General features: G+C 61.6%; 19 protein-coding genes. 16 read left to right on the top strand and 3 right to left on the bottom strand.

Annotated elements, in window-relative coordinates; genetic code table 11:
- Nucleotides 1-16 precede the first annotated feature (16 nt).
- From ACXAG8_RS17590 to ACXAG8_RS17555, 8 genes are all read left to right on the top strand, one after another.
- Nucleotides 17-1,333, top strand: a complete 1,317-nt coding sequence (locus ACXAG8_RS17590; protein WP_475230109.1) for a flavin-containing monooxygenase — start codon at nt 17-19, stop codon at nt 1,331-1,333.
- On the top strand, nt 1,330-2,232 hold the full coding sequence (locus ACXAG8_RS17585) for a bile acid:sodium symporter family protein (RefSeq protein WP_475230105.1): 903 nt from the start codon (nt 1,330-1,332) through the stop codon (nt 2,230-2,232). Before ACXAG8_RS17590 ends, ACXAG8_RS17585 begins: the two co-directional genes overlap by 4 nt.
- Entirely contained in the window at nt 2,229-3,164 is a 936-nt protein-coding gene (locus ACXAG8_RS17580; protein WP_475230099.1) for an SDR family oxidoreductase, read from the top strand. Before ACXAG8_RS17585 ends, ACXAG8_RS17580 begins: the two co-directional genes overlap by 4 nt.
- Nucleotides 3,161-3,919 (top strand): SDR family NAD(P)-dependent oxidoreductase, encoded by a 759-nt coding sequence (locus ACXAG8_RS17575; protein WP_475230096.1) that lies wholly within the window; start codon nt 3,161-3,163, stop codon nt 3,917-3,919. The genes ACXAG8_RS17580 and ACXAG8_RS17575 overlap by 4 nt, the downstream gene beginning before the upstream one ends.
- 89 nt (nt 3,920-4,008) lie before the next feature.
- The gene (locus ACXAG8_RS17570; protein WP_475230093.1) at nt 4,009-6,489 is read left to right on the top strand and encodes a heavy metal translocating P-type ATPase; all 2,481 of its coding nucleotides are present in this window, start codon (nt 4,009-4,011) and stop codon (nt 6,487-6,489) included.
- The gene (gene cueR, locus ACXAG8_RS17565; protein WP_475230090.1) at nt 6,486-6,875 is read left to right on the top strand and encodes a Cu(I)-responsive transcriptional regulator; all 390 of its coding nucleotides are present in this window, start codon (nt 6,486-6,488) and stop codon (nt 6,873-6,875) included. The genes ACXAG8_RS17570 and cueR overlap by 4 nt, the downstream gene beginning before the upstream one ends.
- 97 nt (nt 6,876-6,972) lie before the next feature.
- Nucleotides 6,973-7,845 carry an NAD(P)-dependent oxidoreductase gene (locus ACXAG8_RS17560; protein WP_475230084.1) on the top strand — a complete coding sequence of 291 codons (873 nt, stop codon included), beginning with the start codon at nt 6,973-6,975 and terminating at the stop codon, nt 7,843-7,845.
- A gap of 15 nt (nt 7,846-7,860) precedes the next feature.
- Entirely contained in the window at nt 7,861-10,920 is a 3,060-nt protein-coding gene (locus ACXAG8_RS17555) for an aminotransferase class III-fold pyridoxal phosphate-dependent enzyme (protein ID WP_475230079.1), read from the top strand.
- A 44-nt stretch (nt 10,921-10,964) separates the two neighbouring features.
- Here ACXAG8_RS17555 and ACXAG8_RS17550 read toward each other — a convergent pair whose 3' ends face one another.
- Complete coding sequence (locus ACXAG8_RS17550) at nt 10,965-11,441, bottom strand: hypothetical protein (RefSeq protein ID WP_475230076.1); 477 nt, start codon at nt 11,439-11,441, stop codon at nt 10,965-10,967.
- Nucleotides 11,438-11,605, bottom strand: a complete 168-nt coding sequence (gene hemP, locus ACXAG8_RS17545; RefSeq protein ID WP_475230073.1) for a hemin uptake protein HemP — start codon at nt 11,603-11,605, stop codon at nt 11,438-11,440. The genes ACXAG8_RS17550 and hemP overlap by 4 nt, the downstream gene beginning before the upstream one ends.
- Nucleotides 11,606-11,826: 221 nt before the next feature.
- On the opposite strand from hemP, the gene gph reads away from it, so the two are divergent.
- Nucleotides 11,827-12,507: a phosphoglycolate phosphatase gene (gph, locus tag ACXAG8_RS17540; RefSeq protein ID WP_475230070.1), complete on the top strand. Its 681-nt coding sequence runs from the start codon at nt 11,827-11,829 to the stop codon at nt 12,505-12,507.
- Between the two features lie 465 nt (nt 12,508-12,972).
- Here gph and ACXAG8_RS17535 read toward each other — a convergent pair whose 3' ends face one another.
- Entirely contained in the window at nt 12,973-13,779 is an 807-nt protein-coding gene (locus tag ACXAG8_RS17535; RefSeq protein WP_475230067.1) for an IclR family transcriptional regulator, read from the bottom strand.
- Between the two features lie 210 nt (nt 13,780-13,989).
- On the opposite strand from ACXAG8_RS17535, the gene ACXAG8_RS17530 reads away from it, so the two are divergent.
- The 7 genes from ACXAG8_RS17530 to ACXAG8_RS17500 all read left to right on the top strand — a co-directional run bounded on the left by ACXAG8_RS17530 (nt 13,990) and on the right by ACXAG8_RS17500 (nt 20,487).
- The gene (locus tag ACXAG8_RS17530; RefSeq protein ID WP_475230064.1) at nt 13,990-14,898 is read left to right on the top strand and encodes a cupin domain-containing protein; all 909 of its coding nucleotides are present in this window, start codon (nt 13,990-13,992) and stop codon (nt 14,896-14,898) included.
- 76 nt (nt 14,899-14,974) lie between these two features.
- Nucleotides 14,975-15,967: a TRAP transporter substrate-binding protein gene (locus ACXAG8_RS17525; protein WP_475230061.1), complete on the top strand. Its 993-nt coding sequence runs from the start codon at nt 14,975-14,977 to the stop codon at nt 15,965-15,967.
- Between the two features lie 56 nt (nt 15,968-16,023).
- Nucleotides 16,024-16,593: a TRAP transporter small permease gene (locus tag ACXAG8_RS17520; protein WP_475230058.1), complete on the top strand. Its 570-nt coding sequence runs from the start codon at nt 16,024-16,026 to the stop codon at nt 16,591-16,593.
- Nucleotides 16,593-17,864, top strand: coding sequence for a TRAP transporter large permease (locus ACXAG8_RS17515; RefSeq protein ID WP_475230055.1), 1,272 nt, complete (start codon nt 16,593-16,595; stop codon nt 17,862-17,864). The genes ACXAG8_RS17520 and ACXAG8_RS17515 overlap by 1 nt, the downstream gene beginning before the upstream one ends.
- Nucleotides 17,865-17,871: 7 nt before the next feature.
- On the top strand, nt 17,872-18,801 hold the full coding sequence (gene kce / locus ACXAG8_RS17510) for a 3,5-dioxohexanoate:acetyl-CoA acetone transferase (protein WP_475230052.1): 930 nt from the start codon (nt 17,872-17,874) through the stop codon (nt 18,799-18,801).
- Nucleotides 18,802-18,804: 3 nt separating this feature from the next.
- Nucleotides 18,805-19,533, top strand: a complete 729-nt coding sequence (locus ACXAG8_RS17505; RefSeq protein WP_475230048.1) for an NAD(P)H-dependent oxidoreductase — start codon at nt 18,805-18,807, stop codon at nt 19,531-19,533.
- 33 nt (nt 19,534-19,566) lie between these two features.
- A complete protein-coding gene (locus tag ACXAG8_RS17500) occupies nt 19,567-20,487 on the top strand; it encodes a DUF6282 family protein (protein WP_475230044.1) in 921 nt (306 codons plus the stop codon).
- The last annotated feature ends 6 nt before the right edge of the window (nt 20,488-20,493 follow it).

Genomic DNA, 20,493 nt, shown 5'->3' with positions numbered 1-20,493 from the left:
CGAGCAGGGAGGTATCATGGAACAATCGCGCGGGGCTTTTGCCTTGATCGGCGCTGGCCCGATGGGGTTGGCGACAGCCAAGGTCTTGATGGAACAGGGTGTCCCGTTTCAGGGGTTCGAACTGCATTCGGATGTGGGCGGCCTTTGGGACATCGATGCGCCCAACTCGACGATGTATGAAACCGCGCACCTGATTTCGTCCAAACGCATGACCGAATTCGCGGATTTCCCGATGGACGATGCGGTGGCCGAATACCCGTCGCACAGGGCGATGCGGGATTATTTCCGGGCCTTCGCAGACCATTTCGGAATACGCGACCGGTACATGTTCAATGCCGAAGTCACCGAGGTCACGCCCCTGGGCAAACCGGGCGACGGGTGGCGCGTCAGCTGGCGCGACGCCTCGGGCCTGCACTCGGCTGAATTTGCCGGGGTCCTAATCGCAAACGGCACCCTGTCCGAACCCAACATGCCCACCCTGCCCGGCCATTTCGACGGCGAGCTCCTGCATGCCGGGCAATATCGCTATCCCAAGCAGTTTGACGGCAAGCGCGTGCTGGTCATGGGCGCCGGAAATTCCGGGTGTGACATTGCTGTCGATGCCATTCATCACGCCACGACATGTGATCTGTCGATGCGGCGCGGATACTATTTCGTCCCGAAATACGTGTTCGGCAAACCGGCCGACACGATGGGCGGCATGATCCGCCTGCCCATGTGGCTCAAGCGCAAGGTCGACGGGCTGATCCTGCGATGGTTTGTCGGCGACCCGCAGAAATACGGGTTCCCCAAGCCCGACTATCAGCTTTACGAAAGCCACCCGGTGGTCAATTCGCTGGTGCTGTATCACGCAGGCCACGGGGATTTGCGCATCCGTCCCGACATCGACCGCATCGACGGAAAGACCGTCCATTTCAAGGACGGGACACAGGCCGATTACGACATGATCCTGGCCGCAACGGGGTACAAGCTGCACTATCCCTTTATCGACAAGGACTTGCTGAACTGGCAGGGCGATGCCCCGCATCTGTACCTGAACGCCATGCACCCGGATCGCGATGACCTGTTCGTTCTGGGCATGATCGAAGCAACCGGACTGGGCTGGCAGGGACGGCACGAGCAGGCCGAGATGGTGGCGCGTTACATAAAAGGTCTTCAATCAGGCAGTTCCGCAGCTGCCGCGTTGAAGGCCGAAAAACAAAAAACCTATGAGCGCGCCACCGGAGGCATGAATTACCTCAATCTTGCCCGCATGGCCTATTACGTGGACAAGGCCACCTATCGCAAGGCGGTCACCGGCTGGATCGACCGGCTTCGGAAAGCCGCCCCATGACCGGCATCGACGACGTCACACTGAATTTCAGCCCCGCGTCGCTGACCTTGCTGAATGCCATTCTGGCAATCGTGATGTTCTCGATCGCCATCGACCTGAAACCCCGCGATTTTGACCGTTTGCGCCGGGCCCCGAAACCGGTGGTCGTCGGGCTGGTCTCACAATTCTTCGTTTTGCCCGCCCTGACATTCGGTCTGGTCTGGATGTTCGCCCCGCGCCCGTCGATTGCGCTGGGGCTGATCCTTGTGGCCGCCTGCCCGGGCGGGAACATCTCGAACTTCATCACGCATCGTGCCGGGGGGAACGCCGCCCTGTCCGTGTCGATGACCGCCTTTGCAACGATCGGGGCCATCGCGATGACGCCATTCAATATCGCCTTTTGGGGCGGGCTGTATCCGCCGACGCGGGAAATCCTTCAACGCACGGAAATCGACCCGGTTCAAATCGCGGTCATCGTTGGCCTCATGCTGATCCTGCCGCTTGTGCTGGGCATCACGCTTAACCAAAGGCACCCGTCTTTGACCGCCAGGCTGCGCACCCCGCTGCAATACCTGTCGATGGGAATATTCGTTGCGTTCATCATACTCGCCCTGGCGGCCAACTGGGAGTTCTTCCTGAGTTTCGCCGGGGCAGTCGCCGGGCTTGTGATCATTCACAACGCACTGGCACTGGGGGGCGGTTGGGTCGTGGCCACTCTGACCCGGCTGTCCCCCTTTGATCGGCGCGCCGTAACGATTGAAACCGGCATTCAGAATTCGGGCCTGGGGCTGGTGCTGATCTTCGCGTTCTTTCACGGGTTGGGCGGGATGGCTGTTGTCGCTGCGTTCTGGGGGATCTGGCACGCCGTCTCGGGGCTTGCGCTTGCCACCGCCATGGCCCGGACCGAGGCCGCCCGATGACCCGCCTGTTGATCACCGGCGCGGCGGGCATGGTCGGGCGGGCCCTGTTGCAGGACCTGCCGACTGGGGTCGAGGTCATTGCAACCGACCTACACAAACCTGCCGACCTGCTGGGTTCCGTGACATACCTGCCGATGGATGTAACCACCGCGCAGCCGGAACAGGTCATAGCGCAGGTCAAACCGGACGTGATCATTCACCTGGCCTCGATTGTCACCCCGCCTTCGGGCATGGGGCGGGCCGCGGCCTTTGCCGTGGATGTCGAAGGCACGCGCAAGGTTCTTGAGGCCGCGATTGCCAATGGAACGCGCCGGTTGGTCGTTACCTCGTCCGGTGCGGCCTATGGCTATCACCCCGACAATCCCACCCCCTTGCGGGAGGGCGACGCGCTGCGCGGCAATCCCGAATTTCCTTATTCCGATCACAAGCGCCAGGTCGAAGAACTGCTGGCCGCCGCGCGGCAAACAGCGCCCAAGCTTGAACAGGTCATATTGCGGGTCGGAACCGTTCTGGGTGACGGGACGGAAAACCAGATTACCGCGCTGTTTCACAAACCCCGCCTGCTGGCCGTCACCGGCAGCGAAAGCCCGTTCGTCTTTATTTGGACCCGCGATCTTGCCCGCATCCTGAAACGGGCGGCAACCGATGGTCCGCCCGGTATCTACAATGTCGCCGGAGACGGCGCCCTGGGCGTCGGCGATCTTGCGCACATGCTGGGCAAACCGGTTCTCCGCCTGCCAGCCTGGTTGCTCAGGGCGGGTCTGGCTGTCGCACGCCCCCTTGGGCTGTCGCGGTACGGCCCCGAACAGGTCCGGTTTCTGCAATACCGGCCGGTTCTGGACAACAGCGCGCTGAAATCCGAATTCGGGTACACGCCCGAACGGAGCAGTGCCCAGGTATTCGATCACTGGAAACGGCAGGCAGGGTTATGAAAACAGCGGTCATCTCGGGCGGCGCTGGCGGGCTGGGCCAGGCCTTGTCGGGCATGTTGCAAGCCCGTGGCTGGCGCGTTGTCCTGTTGGACCTGGACATATCCGGTCTGGACAATACCCCCACCCAGCTTGCCCTGACATGCGATCTGACCGACCCGCAGCAGCTGGCGGCGGCCATCGCCGAAACCGTTGCCTCAAGCGACAGCATTGATCTGGTCATCTATAATGCCGGGATCACGCAAATCGCCGGGTTTGACCAGTCCGATGACAAAAGCCACCGCAAGGTCTTTGAAATCAACTATTTCGCAGCCGTGTCCATGGCCCGCGCATTTCTGCCCGAGATCCGCAAATCCGGCGGCGCGCATCTGGCGATCTCGTCAGTGGCCGGGTTCGCTCCGCTTTATCACCGCACCGCCTATGCGGCGTCGAAACATGCGCTCGAAGGGTTCTTCAAATCGCTGCGGTCCGAGGAAAAGCCCCATGGCGTCCGGGTCCATATCGCGGCCCCGTCCTTTGTGTCGACGAACCCCGGCAACCCCGAACGACAGGCGGACGGCATCGCGCGTCCCGGATCGGCCACCGACGGGATGGACGAGATGAGCCCCGAAGCCGCCGCCGCGACCATTTTGCGCGGGCTGGACAAAGGGGCGCCGACGATCCCGGTGGGTCGTGTCGCAAAATTGGCGTGGTGGATCAACGGGTTATCTCCAAGAATCTACCAACGCTTGATGGAACGCAACATAAGCGGCTCGTGACCGCCCCCGCACATTCTTGATGACTCCCTCTTGACCTTCCAGTTACCGGAACCCTCATGTGAAGGGGGAACTGCATCAGGGCGACTCGGATGGACGGACCAAATACCACTCAGATCAAGATAGCCGGCATGGGTTGCGCATCCTGCGTCGGGCGCGTCGAGGCCGCCTTGCACGCGGTTCCGGGCGTCGGCGAAGCCGCCGTGAACTTCGCCACCGAAACGGCAACGGTCACCTATGCGGCCCCATTGTCTGACGTGACGCGGGCGCTGTCCGAAGCGGGCTATCCCGTGGCCACGCAACAGGCCGAATTGCAGATCGACGGCATGAGCTGCGCCGCATGCGTCAGAAGAATCGAGCGCATTCTGACCGACATCTCGGGCGTCGTCGCGGCTGATGTGAACCTTGCCACCCGTCGCGCCAACGTCATCTATCTGGAAATGACAACCGACCCGGCCGAACTGGCAAAATCGCTTACGCAGGCCGGTTACCCCGCGCGACCGGCCCAAGACATCCGTTCAGAGGCCGAGGGCGATGCCGGAGCGGATGAACGTCAGCGCCTGACGCGTTCGGTGGTTGTTGCGGCAGCCCTTGCGCTGCCGGTCTTCCTGCTTGAGATGGGCGGGCACCTGATCCCGGCCTTTCATCACTGGGTTCACGCGACGCTGGGAACACAGACAAGCCACGGTGTTCAGTTCCTGCTGACAACGGTCTTGCTGCTTGGTCCGGGGCGCATGTTCTATGCCAAGGGCATTCCGTCACTTTTGCGCGGTGCCCCGGACATGAACGCCCTCGTGGCGTTGGGAACGGGCGCGGCCTATGTGTTCTCGGTCATCGCCACCTTTTCCCCGAACATCCTGCCGCCCGGCACCGCCAACGTCTATTTCGAAGCCGCTGCGGTGATCGTCGTCCTTATTCTGCTGGGCCGCCTGATGGAGGCCCGCGCCAAGGGCCGGACCGGCGCTGCCATCCGGATGCTGGTGGGTCTTCAGCCCAAAACCGCGCGGGTCGCGCGGAACGGCGCCATGATTGACCTGCCGGTCGCAGAAATAACAACCGGCGATACCGTTCTGATCCGGCCTGGGGAACGCGTGCCGGTCGATGCCGAGATACTGGACGGTACGTCCTATGTGGACGAAAGCATGATTACCGGCGAACCGGTGCCTGCGGGCAAAACACCCGGAGACCCGGTCATCGGCGGCACCGTCAACGGCACCGGCGCGCTGAGGGCGCGGGCAACGCATGTCGGCGCCGAAACCGTTCTTGCACAGGTCATAGCGATGGTTCAGCAGGCGCAGGGGGCCAAGCTGCCGATCCAGGGGCTGGTCGACCGGATCACCTATTACTTTGTGCCTGCGGTGATCGGGCTGGCGCTTGTGACAATTGTTGCGTGGCTGGTGCTGGGGCCTGCGCCGTCCCTGCCGCTGGCGCTGGTGGCCGGAGTTTCGGTTCTGATCATCGCCTGCCCCTGCGCCATGGGCCTTGCGACACCAACCTCGATCATGGTGGGTACGGGCCGGGCCGCGGAACTTGGTGTGTTGTTTCGCAAGGGCGACGCGCTGCAGCACCTGCAACAGGCAAAGGTGATCGCTCTGGACAAGACCGGCACGCTAACCCTGGGCCGGCCCGAGCTTGACCAGATCGTTACCGCCGATGGCCATTCTCGTGATGACGTTCTGCGCCTGGCCGCTGCGGTCGAGGCGCGCTCCGAGCACCCGATTGGCCGGGCCATCACGCGCGCAGGCCCCGCGCACCTGCCCGAGCTGACCGATTTCGAGTCGCTGACGGGGCTTGGGCTGCGCGCGACCGTCGAAGGGCGCCGCCTGTTGGTCGGATCACAGGCGTTGATGCAAAATCACGGCATCGCGCTTGGGGCGCTTGCTGACGCAATGGGCGCGCGCGCCGCCGAAGGCGCGACCCCGGTCTATGTTGCCATTGACGGGCAGGCCGCCGCCGCAATTGCCGTGACGGACCCGATCAAACCCGAAACCCCTGCCGCACTTGCGCGGTTGCACGACATGGGTCTGATGCTGGCCATGATAACCGGTGACAATGCAAAAACGGCCCAGGCATTGGCCCGAAAGCTGGGCATCGACCACGTCACGGCCGAGGTCCTGCCCGGGGGCAAGGTCGACGCAATCACCGATCTGCGCAACACGTTCGGCCCCGTCGCCTTTGTCGGCGATGGCATCAACGATGCACCCGCATTGGCCGCAGCAGATATCGGCATCGCCATCGGCACCGGAACGGATATCGCGATTGAAACCGCCGATGTGGTCCTGATGTCGGGCAACCTGTCGGGCGTGGCCAATGCGCTGGAAATCAGCCGGAAAACGATGCGCAACATCCGTCAGAACCTGGGCTGGGCATTCGGGTATAATACCTTGCTGATCCCGGTTGCGGCCGGGGTGCTTTATCCGTTTGGCGGGCATTTGCTGTCGCCGGTTCTGGCCGCCGGGGCGATGGCGCTGTCCAGCGTATTTGTCGTCACCAATGCGCTGCGCCTTTACCGTATCCGCGCCAGCCTGCCCGACGCAGGCGCCCCCGCAATCACAAAAAGGGTCACGCCATGAATATAGGTCAAGCCTCGGATCAAACCGGGCTTCCGGCGAAAACCATCCGGTATTACGAAGATATCGCGCTGGTAAAGCCTGACCGCGACAGCAACGGGTACCGCAGTTTCCGCGCACAGGACATTCACAAGCTGAAATTCCTCGGGCGGGCGCGCGCCCTGGGCTTTACGATCGAAGATTGCCGCACCCTGTTGGCCCTTTACGAGGATGAAACCCGCGCCAGCGCCGACGTGAAACAGGTCGCACACGGCCATCTGGCCCAGATTGATGCCAAGATTGCCGACCTCAGATCCATGCGCGACACGTTAAGCCACCTGGTCGAAGCCTGCGCCGGGGATGACCGGCCCGATTGCCCTATCCTTCGGGATCTGGGCGGCAAATCATAACGCGGGGTTGCCCTTTGGGCGCAGCTTTGCTTTGTCTCTGCCAAACCATCCGGTCCAGCGACACCTCGCGGCACCGGGCAGCGGAGAGGATCACCAAATGGCAAAAATCGCATTCCTTGGCCTGGGCGTCATGGGCTATCCGATGGCGGGGCACCTTCAGGCTGCGGGCCATGAAGTCACCGTTTACAACCGCACCGCCGCAAAGGCCGAGGCCTGGGTCGCCGAACACGGCGGCGCGTCCGCTGCAACACCTGCCGAAGCCGCGCGCGGCGCAGCCTTTGTCATGTCCTGTGTCGGCAATGACGACGACCTGCGCATGGTCTGCACGGGCAAGGACGGGGCGTTTCACGGCATGGCAGACGGGGCCGTTTTCGTGGACCACACCACCGTTTCCGCCAAGGTGACACGGGAATTGAACGCCGCCGCTGCCGAAAATGGCATCGCGTTTGTGGATGCGCCGATCTCCGGCGGGCAGGCCGGAGCCGAAAACGGTGTCTTGTCCATCATGTGTGGCGGCGATCAGGCCGCTTACGACGCGGCTGAACCGGTGATGCAGGTCTATTCCAAGATCTGCCGCCGCCTGGGCGACAGCGGCGCGGGCCAAATGACCAAGATGTGCAACCAGATCGCCATCGCCGGGCTGGTACAAGGCCTGAGCGAAGCACTGCATTTCGCCGAAAAGGCCGATCTGGACGGCCGGGCGGTGGTTGAGGTCATCAGCCAGGGGGCCGCCGGCAGCTGGCAGATGTCCAACCGTTTTGAAACCATGCTGGACGATCATTTCGACCATGGCTTTGCCGTCGACTGGATGCGAAAGGACCTGGGCATCTGTCTGGACACAGCCAACGAAACCGGTGCCTCGCTGCCGGTGACGGCCCTTGTGGACCAGTTCTACAAGGACGTTCAGGCATTGGGAGGCGGGCGCTGGGACACCTCGTCGCTGATCAAACGCCTCAGGGCGCTGACCTAGAAGGGTCTGGGGCCGATGGCCGGGCCAACGCAATACTGGACCGCTGCCCTGCGCGGGCATTGGGGTGTCGAAGGCATCCTGTCCCGTCTGAATGGCGAATATGACCTCAATTTCCTGGTCCGGGCCAAGAACGGCCAGGACTATGTGCTGAAAGTCATGCATGCCGGGTGCCCGCAGGATCAGGTGGATTTGCAGATCAAGGCGCTGGAACATCTGGCCTCTGCCGCCCCCGGCCTGCCATTTCCAAGGGTCGTATCGGCGGTGGACGGGACTGACCTGCCCGTTATCCCCGATCAGGACGGCACGCCGCGCCTGGCCTGGTTGCTGGAACGCCTGCCGGGCCAAAGCTATGCCGAGGCCGCGCCAAAAACGGACGCGTTGATTTTGAAACTCGGCCGAGCGCTGGGGGCGACGGATCGGGCTTTGGAAGGGTTCACTCATGACGCTCTTCACCGCCCCGGATTCAAGTGGGACCTGACACAGGCCGGTTGGATCAGGGATGCGCTAAGCCAGATCGACGACCCCTCAAGGCGCGCGTTGCTGACCGAAATTGCGCAGGCCTTTGACGGTATCTCGGGGTCGTTGGCGGCGCTTCCGAAACAACCGATCCACAATGACGTCAACGACTACAACATTCTGGTCGAAGGCGAATTGGGACAGGGGCAGAGCATTTCGGGCCTGATCGACCTTGGCGACATGTGCGCCGCCCCGCGCATCTGCGACCTGGCCATCGCAGGGGCTTATGTGGTGCTGGACCACCCCCGCCCCGAACGGGCGCTGGCCGCGCTTGTGCGCGGGTACAACGCCGCAAACCGCCTGCGCCCCGACGAGGTCGACCTGATTTGGCCGCTTCTGAGAATGCGCCTTGCGGTTTCGGTTGTGAATTCGACGCTGATGGCCGTCGAAAACCCTGACGACCCTTATGTCACCATCAGCCAACAGCCCGCCTGGCGGTTCCTTGAGAACACCGCCGTCAATGGCGGGCTCATGTCTGCCCGCCTGCGCGCGGCCTGCGGGTTGCCGGTAACGGATGCGGCCGAGCGCATCCATGCCTATCTGGACAAGCATCGCGGCGAATTCGCGCCCCTGTACGGACAAGACCTGAGCGCCGTCCCGATGGGGTCGCTGTCGGTGGAACAATCATCCTGGCCTCGGGACCCGTTCCACATGCCGCAGCACGAAGCCGCCCGCATGGGCGCGGAACATGGCACGGGTATGTGGCTTGGCTATTACAACGAACCGCGCCTGATCTATACCGAAACCGGGTTCCGCAAGGGACCCTGGAAAGCCTCGGACCGGCGCACGGTTCACCTGGCCGTCGATGTTTTTGCCCCGGCCGGAACCGTTCTGCATGCGCCAACCAGCGGGCGCGTCGAGGCCGTCGAAAACCGCGACGCCCACCTGGATTACGGCGGCGTAGTGATCCTGCGCCATGAAACGCCCGACGGTGACCCGTTTTTTACGCTGTACGGACATCTCGACCCGGAAATCTGCGACCGGTTGCGCCCCGGCGACCCGGTGGCGCAGGGGGCGGTTTTCGCCCGGCTGGGTGACCCCGACCAAAACGGCGGCTGGGCGCCGCATGTTCATTTTCAGATGGCGCTGACCACATCGGGCATGGATGACGATTGGCCGGGCGTCGGCGACCCGGATGAGCTGGAGCTTTGGCATGCAATCTGCCCCAACCCGGCAGCACTGCTTAACCTGCCCGACGAGAAAACCTGTTACCACCCGACCGACAAAGCGGCTATTCTGCAAAAGCGCCGGGCGCATTTCGGCGGCAACCTGTCCCTGACATATGATGACCCGGTCATGCTGGTGCGGGGATGGAGACACCATCTGTTCGACGAATGGGGCCGCCCTTACCTTGACGCCTATAACAACGTACCGCATGTGGGCCATGCCCACCCGCGCATTCAGGCCGTCGCCGCCGATCAACTGACCCGGATGAACGCGAACACGCGCTACCTGCATCCGTCCCAGACAGAGTTTGCGGACAAGGTCCTGTCAAAGTTTCCCGCCCCGTTCGAGGTTTGTTTCTTTGTCAACTCGGGGACCGAAGCCAACGAGCTGGCCCTGCGGCTGGCCCGCGCCCACACGGGTGCCAAGGGGATCGTGACGCCGGATCACGGCTATCACGGGAACACCAACGCGGCGGTCGCCATCTCGGCCTACAAGTTCAACAAACCCGGTGGGGTGGGCCAGGCCGATTGGGTTGAACTGGTCGAAGTTGCCGATGATTACCGCGGCTCTTACCGGCGCGACGACCCTGACCGCGCGCAAAACTTTGCCGACCTTGTGGGTCCGGCCATTGCCGCGCTGAAATCCCGGGGCCACGGGCTGGCCGGTTTCATCGCCGAAACCTTTCCGTCTGTCGGGGGGCAGATCATCCCGCCCAAAGGGTATCTGCCTGCCGTTTACGAACACATCCGTGCGGCGGGCGGCGTTTGCATCGCCGACGAGGTTCAGACCGGCCTGGGCCGGCTGGGCGATTACTATTTTGGTTTCGAACATCAGGGCGCAGTGCCGGATATCGTTGTTCTGGGCAAACCGATCGGAAATGGCCATCCGCTGGGCGTGGTGGTCACGACGCGGGACATTGCAGAGAGCTTTGACAATGGGATCGAGTTCTTTTCGACCTTTGGCGGATCGACCCTGTCATGCCGCATTGGCAAGGCCGTTCTGGACATCGTCGATGACGAGGGGTTGCAGGACAACGCGCGCGTCATGGGCCAGCGCCTTGTGAACGGGCTAAAGCAGCTTGAAACCCGGTTTGCCTGCGTGGGCGATATCCGCGGGATGGGGCTGTTCCTGGGGGTGGAACTGGTCAACCCGGATGGGTCGGAAGGCACCGAGATTTGCCGCTATGTCAAGAACAGGATGCGCGACCACCGCATCCTGATCGGCAGCGAAGGTCCGCGCGATAACATTCTGAAAATCCGCCCGCCCCTGACGATCGAGGCCGACGACGTGGACATGATCCTGGAGGTTCTGCAAAACATCCTGGCCGAGGTCGGGGATTACGCGCCTGCTCCGGTCTGTGATCACCACCACGCAGGCTGCGGTTGCTGCTGACCCTCGGTCTTTGGGTCCTGATCAATTGGACCCAATCGGCAGGGTCAGTGCAGGACCGCCGAACTGACCCGATGCCCCGTCGTTTGCATCGGCACGGACCGGGTCATCTGGCGCAGCGCCAGGCCAAGTTCCTCGGACAGCGACGCCAGCGCGGGCGCGAAATCGGGGCGCACGATCAGCGAAGCCATCATCATGGCATCTTCGCGGGCGCCTTCCGATGCGGCGGCAACCATCTGCGCAAAGCAATTCTCGTCCGCGCCAAGGCAGGCGCACCCCAACCCGTGCCGCATCAGGGGACGGCGACCATGATGGGCGCAAAGCGAACACAACCGGTCCAGCGTCAGCATCGCCGCACGCCCCCGGTCCAGGCCCAGCGCAATTTCAAAGTCACTTGCAGCATCCGCCTGCCCGCCCGTACCGGCGCCCCAAAGGCGCAGATACATGACCGCGCCGGCCTCGACCGGATCAAGGTCGGACAGTCGGCCGACCGCCGCGCCCCCTCGGGGTGCCGGGGCGGTCATTTGGTCAGGATCAGTTTGCCCGCGCGTGTGATGCGCAGGGTATAAAGCTGGTCGCCCAGTTCGATATGGGCCAGGTTGCCACCCTGGGTCAGTTCCTCGGCCTTATGAGAGGGCAGCATCGAAACTGCAAAAGATTGGCTGGGGTGCGGGTTCTGCGCGTTCATCGTGGCGTCTCCGGATCTGGGCAGGCTCTTGGCCTTATCTGTTCGCGATTTCATCGACTGGCTGACCCGGAAACGGGGTGGCTGTACGTTCCTGCGCTTAATCTGATAAAAATACTAAGATTTGTCAAGTGCCCGTTTTGGCTTAAAGAACCCTGCGATGATTGTTTTTGCCAAACAGCTGGGTTAAGCCGCCACCAACAGGGTTAGCGCGGGTTATCAAAGTGGCAACAGTCGTATTCGATCTGGACGGAACCCTGGTGGACAGCCTGCCCGACATTGCGGAATCGGTGAACAGGATGCTGGCCGATATCGCAATCCCGCCCTTGGACCACACCACCGTCAGGCGATTCGTCGGGAATGGCCTGCCCAAACTGGTCGAACGTGTCATCGTGCACTGCGACATCGAAATTGCGCGCCACGGTGAACTGACCCAAAGGACACTGCGCCACTACAACGAAGTCTCGTGCGACCGCACCGTTCTTTACCCCGGTGTGGCGGATGCGTTGTCGCGGCTTCGGGATCAGGAACATCGCTTGGGGCTTTGCACCAACAAACCCGAAGCCCCGGCCCGCCATGTCCTGCAACAGCTTGGCATCTCCGGTTACTTCGATGCCGTAACCGGGGGCGACACGCTGACCGTGCGCAAACCCGATCCGGCGCATTTGCTGGCGACCTTTGACGCGCTTGGCGCCAGTGACAAAAGGGTATTTGTCGGCGACAGCGAAGTTGACGCCGAAACTGCCCGGCGCGCGAAAATTCCATTTCTTCTTTTTACCGAAGGCTACCGGAAATCACCGCTCAGCGACCTGCCGCATGACAGGGCTTATGGCGACAGTTCCGATTTGCCCGGCGTTGTTCAGCAGGTCCTGAACCTCGGCGCGACCTCGGGAAACGCCGACTGATTACCGCGTGCTTGGCGGCGTCAGGACTTGGTGATTTACCAGGAGGGGGGTCGAGGGGCTGGTCGAGGGGGTAAGGTGTCCAGCCCCTCAGTCGGGGAAAGTGGTTGGTCGTTAATGACCGGTTAACGCCAAACTATCCCCCAAGCCGCCCCTCAGGAATTGGGGGATTCCCGTAGCAGGCACAAATTGCCGCTTAAAATGTTGATTTCAAAATGTTTTTTTGTCGTGATTTTGATTTTCACGGGTCCGATTCACTGATTCCGGGGCGATTTTGATGCCAGCATCGGCGAAAAACGCCTGCAAAAAGGCCAAGCCCACAGGGCACAAGCGTCGATCTGGGGGATGGACATCAGCCGCGCCGACCTGCCCCGGCCATGACCCACACAGGCCCTGCTTTATCGGCTCTGGCCGCACATCCGCCAACCCCACGACGCGGGAACAGGTGCCATTACGAACCGGCCTGGATCAGCACTCGGGGCCGGTTCTTCGATCAGATGGCTCGAACCCCAGTTCGGCCGAGATTCGGTTTGCCGCAATCGAAACGGCGTTGATCTGTTTCGGGTCAGGCGGGGTTTCAATGTATTGCGTCAGGCTGACAATCGCGATCGTTGCGATCGCCTTCCCGTCTGCATCGAAAATCGGGCAGGATAACGCATTCAGTCCCAACATGGTCTCATTCGGTGCCGTTGCCCAGCCTTGTTCGCGGATGGTGCCGATATGGGCTGTGAATTCGGCGCGGTCCGTGATGGTGAACTGGGTGGCTTGGGGCAGCACTTTCGGGACGGCCAGGGCTCGGTCCGCCTCGGACATCGAGGCCAGCACGACCTTGCCCTGCGCGGAATTGGTGAAGCCCAGCAAAGAGCCGGGGCGCACGCCGACCTCTATCTGCATGTTACCGTGCAAGGTGTTGAGTATACGAATCCCGTCGTCGTCAACCTGACCAAGGCTGACAGCATGCCCCGTGGTGTCACGAAGCACGCGCATGTGCGGCAAGGCCACTGACGTCAGGTCGGCCGAACCCGAGGCCGCCTTGCCCAATGCGATCAGCCGCGCGCCGATTCGATATCGCTCGGTTTCCTCGGATTGCGAAATATAGCCAAGCGTCACCAGTGTCCGCAGATGCCGGAAGATGCGGCTTTTCGTGGTTCCCAGAGCGGTGGCAAGAGCGGTTACGCCAATCTCGGCGTCGTTTTCCGCAAGCGTTTCAAGAAGCTGAAGCGCCAGCGCGACGCTTTGGATCACGTCGGGCTTGTCGTCATTTCCCGCATTCATGTGCCGTTCTCCTTCAAACTTCTGCCCGCAAATGATGGGCCGGGACGTGTATCTGACGCCATACTTGACAGCATCACCGTTTAGATTTTATGTTTCGTTACAAGATACAGTGTTTCGCTATGCGATACAAGTCAGAAGGGGAAACAGATGATCGGCATCACCCGAAATATCCACACACCGCCCCTTGGCACCAGCCACGAGGAGTAAGCGATGTACGACAAATCTGACCCCCGCGCTGCGTTGGCGCAGAACGCCCCAGCCAGCACGATTGCGCAGACCGGCCTGATCGCTGAGCAGCAAGAGGGGTATTTTTACGCCTCCGAGCCACAGATTTCGGGCCCCACGGGCAAGACCTGGATGCATCGCGGGCACAATTTCCTGGTCGCCTACACCGAGGCCGCGCCCGGCGCAGTGTTTGAACGCAAGGCGCAGATTGATGAATATGCGGTTTTGCTGCCCCAGGCCCCAGCCACAATTGAATGGAACGGAACGCGTCAGGATGTGCCGGGCAACAGCCTTGCCTTTGTGCCGCCGGGCGACAGCACTGTGACGATGCCTGACGGCGGGGTGCTGGTGCGGCTCTTTTCGACCCAAAGCACCGATTTGGCAGAGGCCTGCGGAAATGCGCGCGGTTATGACGCCGAACGCAGCCATATCCCGCCGTTTCAACCCTGGCCCGCACCCGGGGACGGTTGGAAAATCCGTGTCTATAGTCTGGATGTTGCCCAGGAAGAAGGCCGCTTTGGCCGCATTTTCCGTTGCACGACGCTGATGATCAATGCGCTGGACCCCTTTAATGGCCCGCGCGATCAATCCAAGATGTCGCCGCATCACCATGATGACTTTGAACAGGGGTCATTGGCGCTTGGAGGCGATTTCACCCACTACTTGCGTTGGGCGTGGACCAGCGACATGGCGGACTGGCGCGAGGACATGGCCATAGAAATGGCGTCGCCTTCGATGCTGGTGATCCCGCCGCCCGTCATTCACACCACACGCGCAACCGGCGCTTCCAGCAACGAGCTTGTCGACATCTTCAGCCCGCCCCGCACAGATTTCTCGATGAAACCGGGCTGGGTTCTGAATGCAGACGACTATCCTATGCCGGGCGACACCTGACACAGAGCGGACCAATACCGCCAGGGTCACAACCTGGCAGAAACGAATACATTCCATCACCTGGGAGGAGAAACCAATGATCACCAGAAGAACCCTTTTGCGTACGGGGGCAGCCGCCTTTGCCGGAGCCCTTGCCATGCCCCATGTTGCGCGGGCTGCGGGCAAGTCCATGAAGATCGCTCATGGTGCCAACGAAGTGCATCCCGGCCATACGTTGGCCACCAGTTTTTCCGAAGCGCTCGAAGAGCTGATGCCCGGCGCGTTCAACGTCAGTATTTTCCCCAACCGCCAGTTGGGCGGTGACAAACAGCTGCTGGAAGGCACGGTCGCGGGGACAATGGATGTGACCGCCGTATCCGGTGTGTTGATCCCTCTGGTCACCGGGCGGCAGGCGATGAACGCCTGGCAGTTGCCCTTCCTGGTGCGCGACTATGACCATTTTGGTGAGCTGGCACTGGGAGAGGTCGGCCTGAAAATTCAGGACGATCTGCGCGAAGCCGGGCTGATCAGCCTTGCCACGGCCGACACCGGCCAACGTCATTTTCTGTCAGTCAAGGATCCAGTGGCGTCGCTGGATGACTTGTCCGGGCTGAAAACCCGCATTGTACCGGTGCCCCTGCACAAACAGATCTGGGAAACCCTCGGGACCGCCCCCGTTGGCCTGCCCTATGGCGAGGTCTACGGCGCGCTCGAAACCGGCGTTCTGGACGCGGTAGAGATCAACGTTTCCTCGATGCTGGGCGAAAACCTGTGGGAGGTCGGCAAGAACTTTACGCTGACCGGCCATTATCCGTGGCACATGACCACCATCATGTCTGACCGCTATTGGAATACGCTGAATGACGAAGAGAAAGCCGCCGTGACCGAAGCCGGTCGCCGGTCGGTTTCCGAGACGCTGAGCTATGCCAAAACGCAGGATGCCGAGGGCCGCGAGACCCTGAAATCCCAAGGCGTCGAGATTCTGGAGCTGACGGATATGGATGCGATGCGCGCAAAGACGGCTGGCATGACCTCGGAATGGGCGGCCAAAGACCCGCTGATCGCCGAGCTGGTTGCCGCCGCGGGCTAACCGCGCACCCCCCGCGCGGCCCGATGTCGCGCGGGGGACACTATGAAAGGTAGATCATGACATCGTCGCCCCACCCCCCTTTGGTCGTTCGCGCCTATGTTCAGGTTGTCCGCGTTTTGGCCGGCCTGTGCATGGCGTTGATCGTGGGCATCATGATCGCACAGGTCATTGCCCGCTATGTCGTTGGCGACTCGCTGATCTGGGCCGAGGAGCTGTGCCGTTACCTGTTGATATGGCAAACTTTTCTGGTTCTGGGGCTGGCCTATTCCCGCGGTGAGTTCGTGGCGCTGGATTTCCTGCCGGTGCAATTGCCGCCGCGCGGGAAATGGGTGCTTAGCGCCGTGATGGCCGTGCCGATCCTGTTCTTTCTGGGACTGATGGCGTGGTATGGGTATGACTTTGCGTCGCGCTTTGAACGCCAGACCATCCCGGCGCTGGATTTCATCTGGGAATCGCTGACCGGCGCCCCTTTGGGTCTGTCGATCCGCTGGGTCTATGTGTCGGTCACGGTCGGCATGTCGCTGATGGCGCTGCATGTGGTGGCCGATCTGGTCAACCGGTTTCGCCCGCAATTCCTGAACAACATAGAAGGTGACGGCCGGACGCCGTCCGAAGAGGCGCAGTAATGGGCAGTTTCTTTCTTGTCTTCGCCGGTCTTCTGGCCAGCGGCATTCCGATCGCTCTGGCGCTGGGGATTGGCGGCACTCTCTATCTGTACCTGTCGGGCAATGGCATGATGGCCCTGATGCTGCCGCAGCGAATGATCGCGGGCATTGATCAGTTTGTGCTGTTGACCATTCCGCTCTTTCTGCTGGCGGGGTCATTGATGAATGTGGGGGGCGTGACCGACCGTATCGTCAACTTTGCCCGAGCCATGGTGGGCCACAGGCGGGGTGGGATGTCGTCCGTATCAATCCTGTCTTCGGGCTTTTTCGCGGGGATCTCGGGCAGTGCCACGGCCGAGGCCTCGGCGCTGGGAACAATCCTGATCCCGACCATGTCGAAACAAGGGATGCCATCCGCCTATGCGGCTGCGCTGATCGCCGTCAGTTCCGTCATGGGGCCGATCATCCCGCCGTCAATCACCATGATCATTTATGGTGTGCTGTCCGGCGCGTCGATCGGCCAACTGTTTCTGGCCGGTGTGGTACCGGGCATCGGCATCGCCGCTGGTCTGCTGACCTATGCCAGTTGGCGGGCCCGGCGCGACGGCTTTCCGGTGACCGACAAGATGGCCCTGGCCGAACGTCTTGCCGCCACCCGCCGCACCTTGCCCGCATTGATCCTGCCTTTGATCATCCTGGTGGGCATCAAGGCCGGCATTTTCACCCCGACCGAGGCCGCCGCCGTCGCTGTCGCCTATGCGTTGTTCATCGGCTTCATCTATCGCGACCTGACAGTGCAGCGGGTTTGGGACGCATTGATCGCAACGGCGTTGGTCTCGGCCACGATCCTGTTCATCACCTCGATGGCCAGCATCGTGTCCTTTGTGTTCACGCTGGAACAGGTTCCAACCCTGATCGCCAACGCCATTCTGCAGGTCACGGACAACCCTTGGATCATCCTGCTGTTGCTCAATCTGTTCCTGCTGGTGTTGGGAATGTTCCTTGAACCCATCTCGATCCTGATCCTGACCATGCCGATCCTGTTAAAAATACAGGCCATCATAGGTATGGACCCGGTGCAGTTCGGCACGGTCGTGGTGCTGAATGTGGTGATCGGCATGGCGACGCCGCCGGTTGGAATATTGCTGTTCATCGCTTCGGCGATATCGGGTGAGCCGGTGACAAAGGTCATTCGCGAGGCCCTGCCGCTGGTCGGCATTTGCCTTGGCGTACTGGTCCTGATCGCGCTGATACCGCACCTGACCCTTTTCATCCCCCGCGCCCTGTTCTGAGGACCAAATGGCCAAACGTAAGATCATCATCACCTGCGCCGTCACGGGCGGGATTCACACCCCGACAATGTCGCCGCACCTGCCCATCACGGCCGAAGAGATCGCCACCGCCGCCCTGGACGCGCGCGCGGCCGGAGCGGCCATCGTACACCTGCACGCACGGGACCCCGCGACCGGGCGTCCCGATCAGTCCCCCGAACGGTTTGAGCCCTTTTTGAAAGTGATCAAGCAACAATCCGACGTCGTGATCAACATCACCACCGGCGGCTCTCCGCAGATGAGCGTCGAGGAACGCCTGCGCCCTGCTGCAACATTCCAACCCGAAATCGCCTCGCTGAACATGGGGACGATGAATTTCGGCTTCTTTCCCCTGCTGGACAAGATGAAGGCGTTCAAATTCGACTGGGAGGAAGACTTTATCGAGGGCTCCCGATCGCGCATTTTTCACAACAGCTTTGCCGAGATCGAGCATGTGCTGCAAACCTGTTCCCAGAGCGGCACGCGGTTCGAGGTCGAATGTTATGATATCGGCCATCTCTATACATTGCATCACTTCGTGCAGCGTGATCTGGTCAAGCCGCCATTCTTTGTCCAAAGCGTGTTTGGAATCCTGGGGGGTATCGGCGCGCATCCCGAAGACGTTGCCCATATGCGCCGCACCGCGGACCGGTTGTTTGGAGAGGACTACCATTGGTCGGTTCTGGGCGCGGGCCGCCACCAGATGACTGTCGCCACACAGTCACTTCTTTTGGGCGGCAATATGCGGGTCGGACTTGAAGATTCACTTTTTGCCAAACGCGGTGAACTGGCTGTCAGCAACGCACAGCAGGTGACCATGGCGCGGAACCTGGCGGAAAGCCTTGGGTTCGACATCGCAACCCCCGACGAGGCGCGCGAAATGTTGAACCTGAAGGGCGCGGACAGGGTGGAGTTCTAGGCCATGTCAGACCCTCGAAATATCTTGATCGTTGTGGCCCATCCCGAACCCGGTTCGTTCAACCACGCTTTGGCCAAAAGCATGGCGGATGCGCTGCAGATGCAAGGGCATCAGGTCGTGATCTCGGATCTGGTCGCCGAAGGGTTTCGTGCGGACATCGGCCGCCATGACATGGCGTGCGTGGCCGATCCGGACCGGTTTCACGTACAGGCCGAACAGGCCCATGCGGCCCGACATTCGGGGTTCGCCGCCGATATCGCCCGCGAACAGGCCCGTGTGGCGCAGGCCGACAATGTGATCTTGCAATTCCCGCTGTGGTGGGGCGGCCCGCCGGCCCTGATGAAGGGCTGGATCGACCGGGTGCTGAGCTATGGCTTTGCCTATGTGGACGGGCGCCGCTTTGACACAGGCCTGTTCAAAGGCCGCCGCGCCCTGATCAGCGTCACCACGGGCGGTACGCCGGAACGGTTTTCGGACGCGGGCGTTTACGGCCCCATCGGCCCGCTTTTGATGCCGGTCCGCAAGTTGGCGTTGGAATATATGGGGTTTGAAGTTGCTGAGCCCGTGATCAGCTATGGCGTGCCGCGCACCGATGCCGCTGCGCGGGCCGAATACCTGTCCGCCGCCGCCCAGGCTGCTCTTGGTCTCGCCGCGCGTCCGGTCCAACGCACCGACGCTTGGCGAACCGCGCTGGACACCGTGCCCGAAGGCGCTTGGGCGCGAAAAGGATAAGCCATGATCGACGCCAAAACTCAGGAGGTCCCAATGATTGATATCGAAAGCATCAAAACCAACGAAGCCGCGCGCATCGGCGAGATCCTGACAGGTGCCGTGGACCCCCATGTGCATTCCGGCCCGTCCATCGCGCCGCGCGCGGTCGACCATGTTGAACTGGCGCAGGTCTATTCTGACAACAAGTTCGCGGCCATGGTCACCAAGGATCACGACTATTCCGGCGTGATCTGCGCACGGATGCTGAAAGACCACTTTTCCGATCTGACGACCCAGGTCTTTTCGGGCATCGTGCTCAACAACGTGGTGGGCGGGATCAACCCCTATGCGGTCGAACATACGGCTGCGATGGACGGACGGATCGTCTGGTTGCCGACACTGGCCGCCGAAAACCATCTGGAATGGGAACGAACCTCGGGGTGGGAACATCCGGCCTCGACACAGAAAATCCGCCCGGCATCGGCCGTTCCGCTGTTCGACGACAACAAACTGAGGCCAGAGGTGCTGGACTTGCTGGATGTCATGGCAGCCACCGGCATGGCACTGGCCAGCGGCCATATCCACGTTTCAGAGACTAAAATCGTCTTCGCCGAGGCCCGCAAACGCGGCGTTGAGCGGCTGATCTTTACCCACCCCGAAGACATCGTCGGCGCGTCGATGGAGGACACCAAGGCAATCGCCGACATGGGCGCCTATGTCGAACATTCGCTGGCGTTCTTTGTCGAAGGTTCCAAGTTCAAAAACCGCACCGACGAGGAACTGCGCGCGTTCATCGATCTGGTTGGCACAGAACGGACGATCCTGTGCTCTGACCTGGGGCAGATGGGCACGCTCACACCGCTTGAAGGGTTCCAGAACGGCGTCGCGGCCTGTATCGGGCTGGGCTATTCAGATGCGCAAATTCGTCAGATGGTGGCCGACAACGCCGCCGATGTCATTGGCCTGAACGGTTGAGGAGCC

This window comes from Ruegeria sp. ABD4_443, from assembly GCF_056160865.1.
Note: the sequence above shows the minus strand (reverse complement) of the source record. Positions and strands in the feature narration are given on the sequence as shown.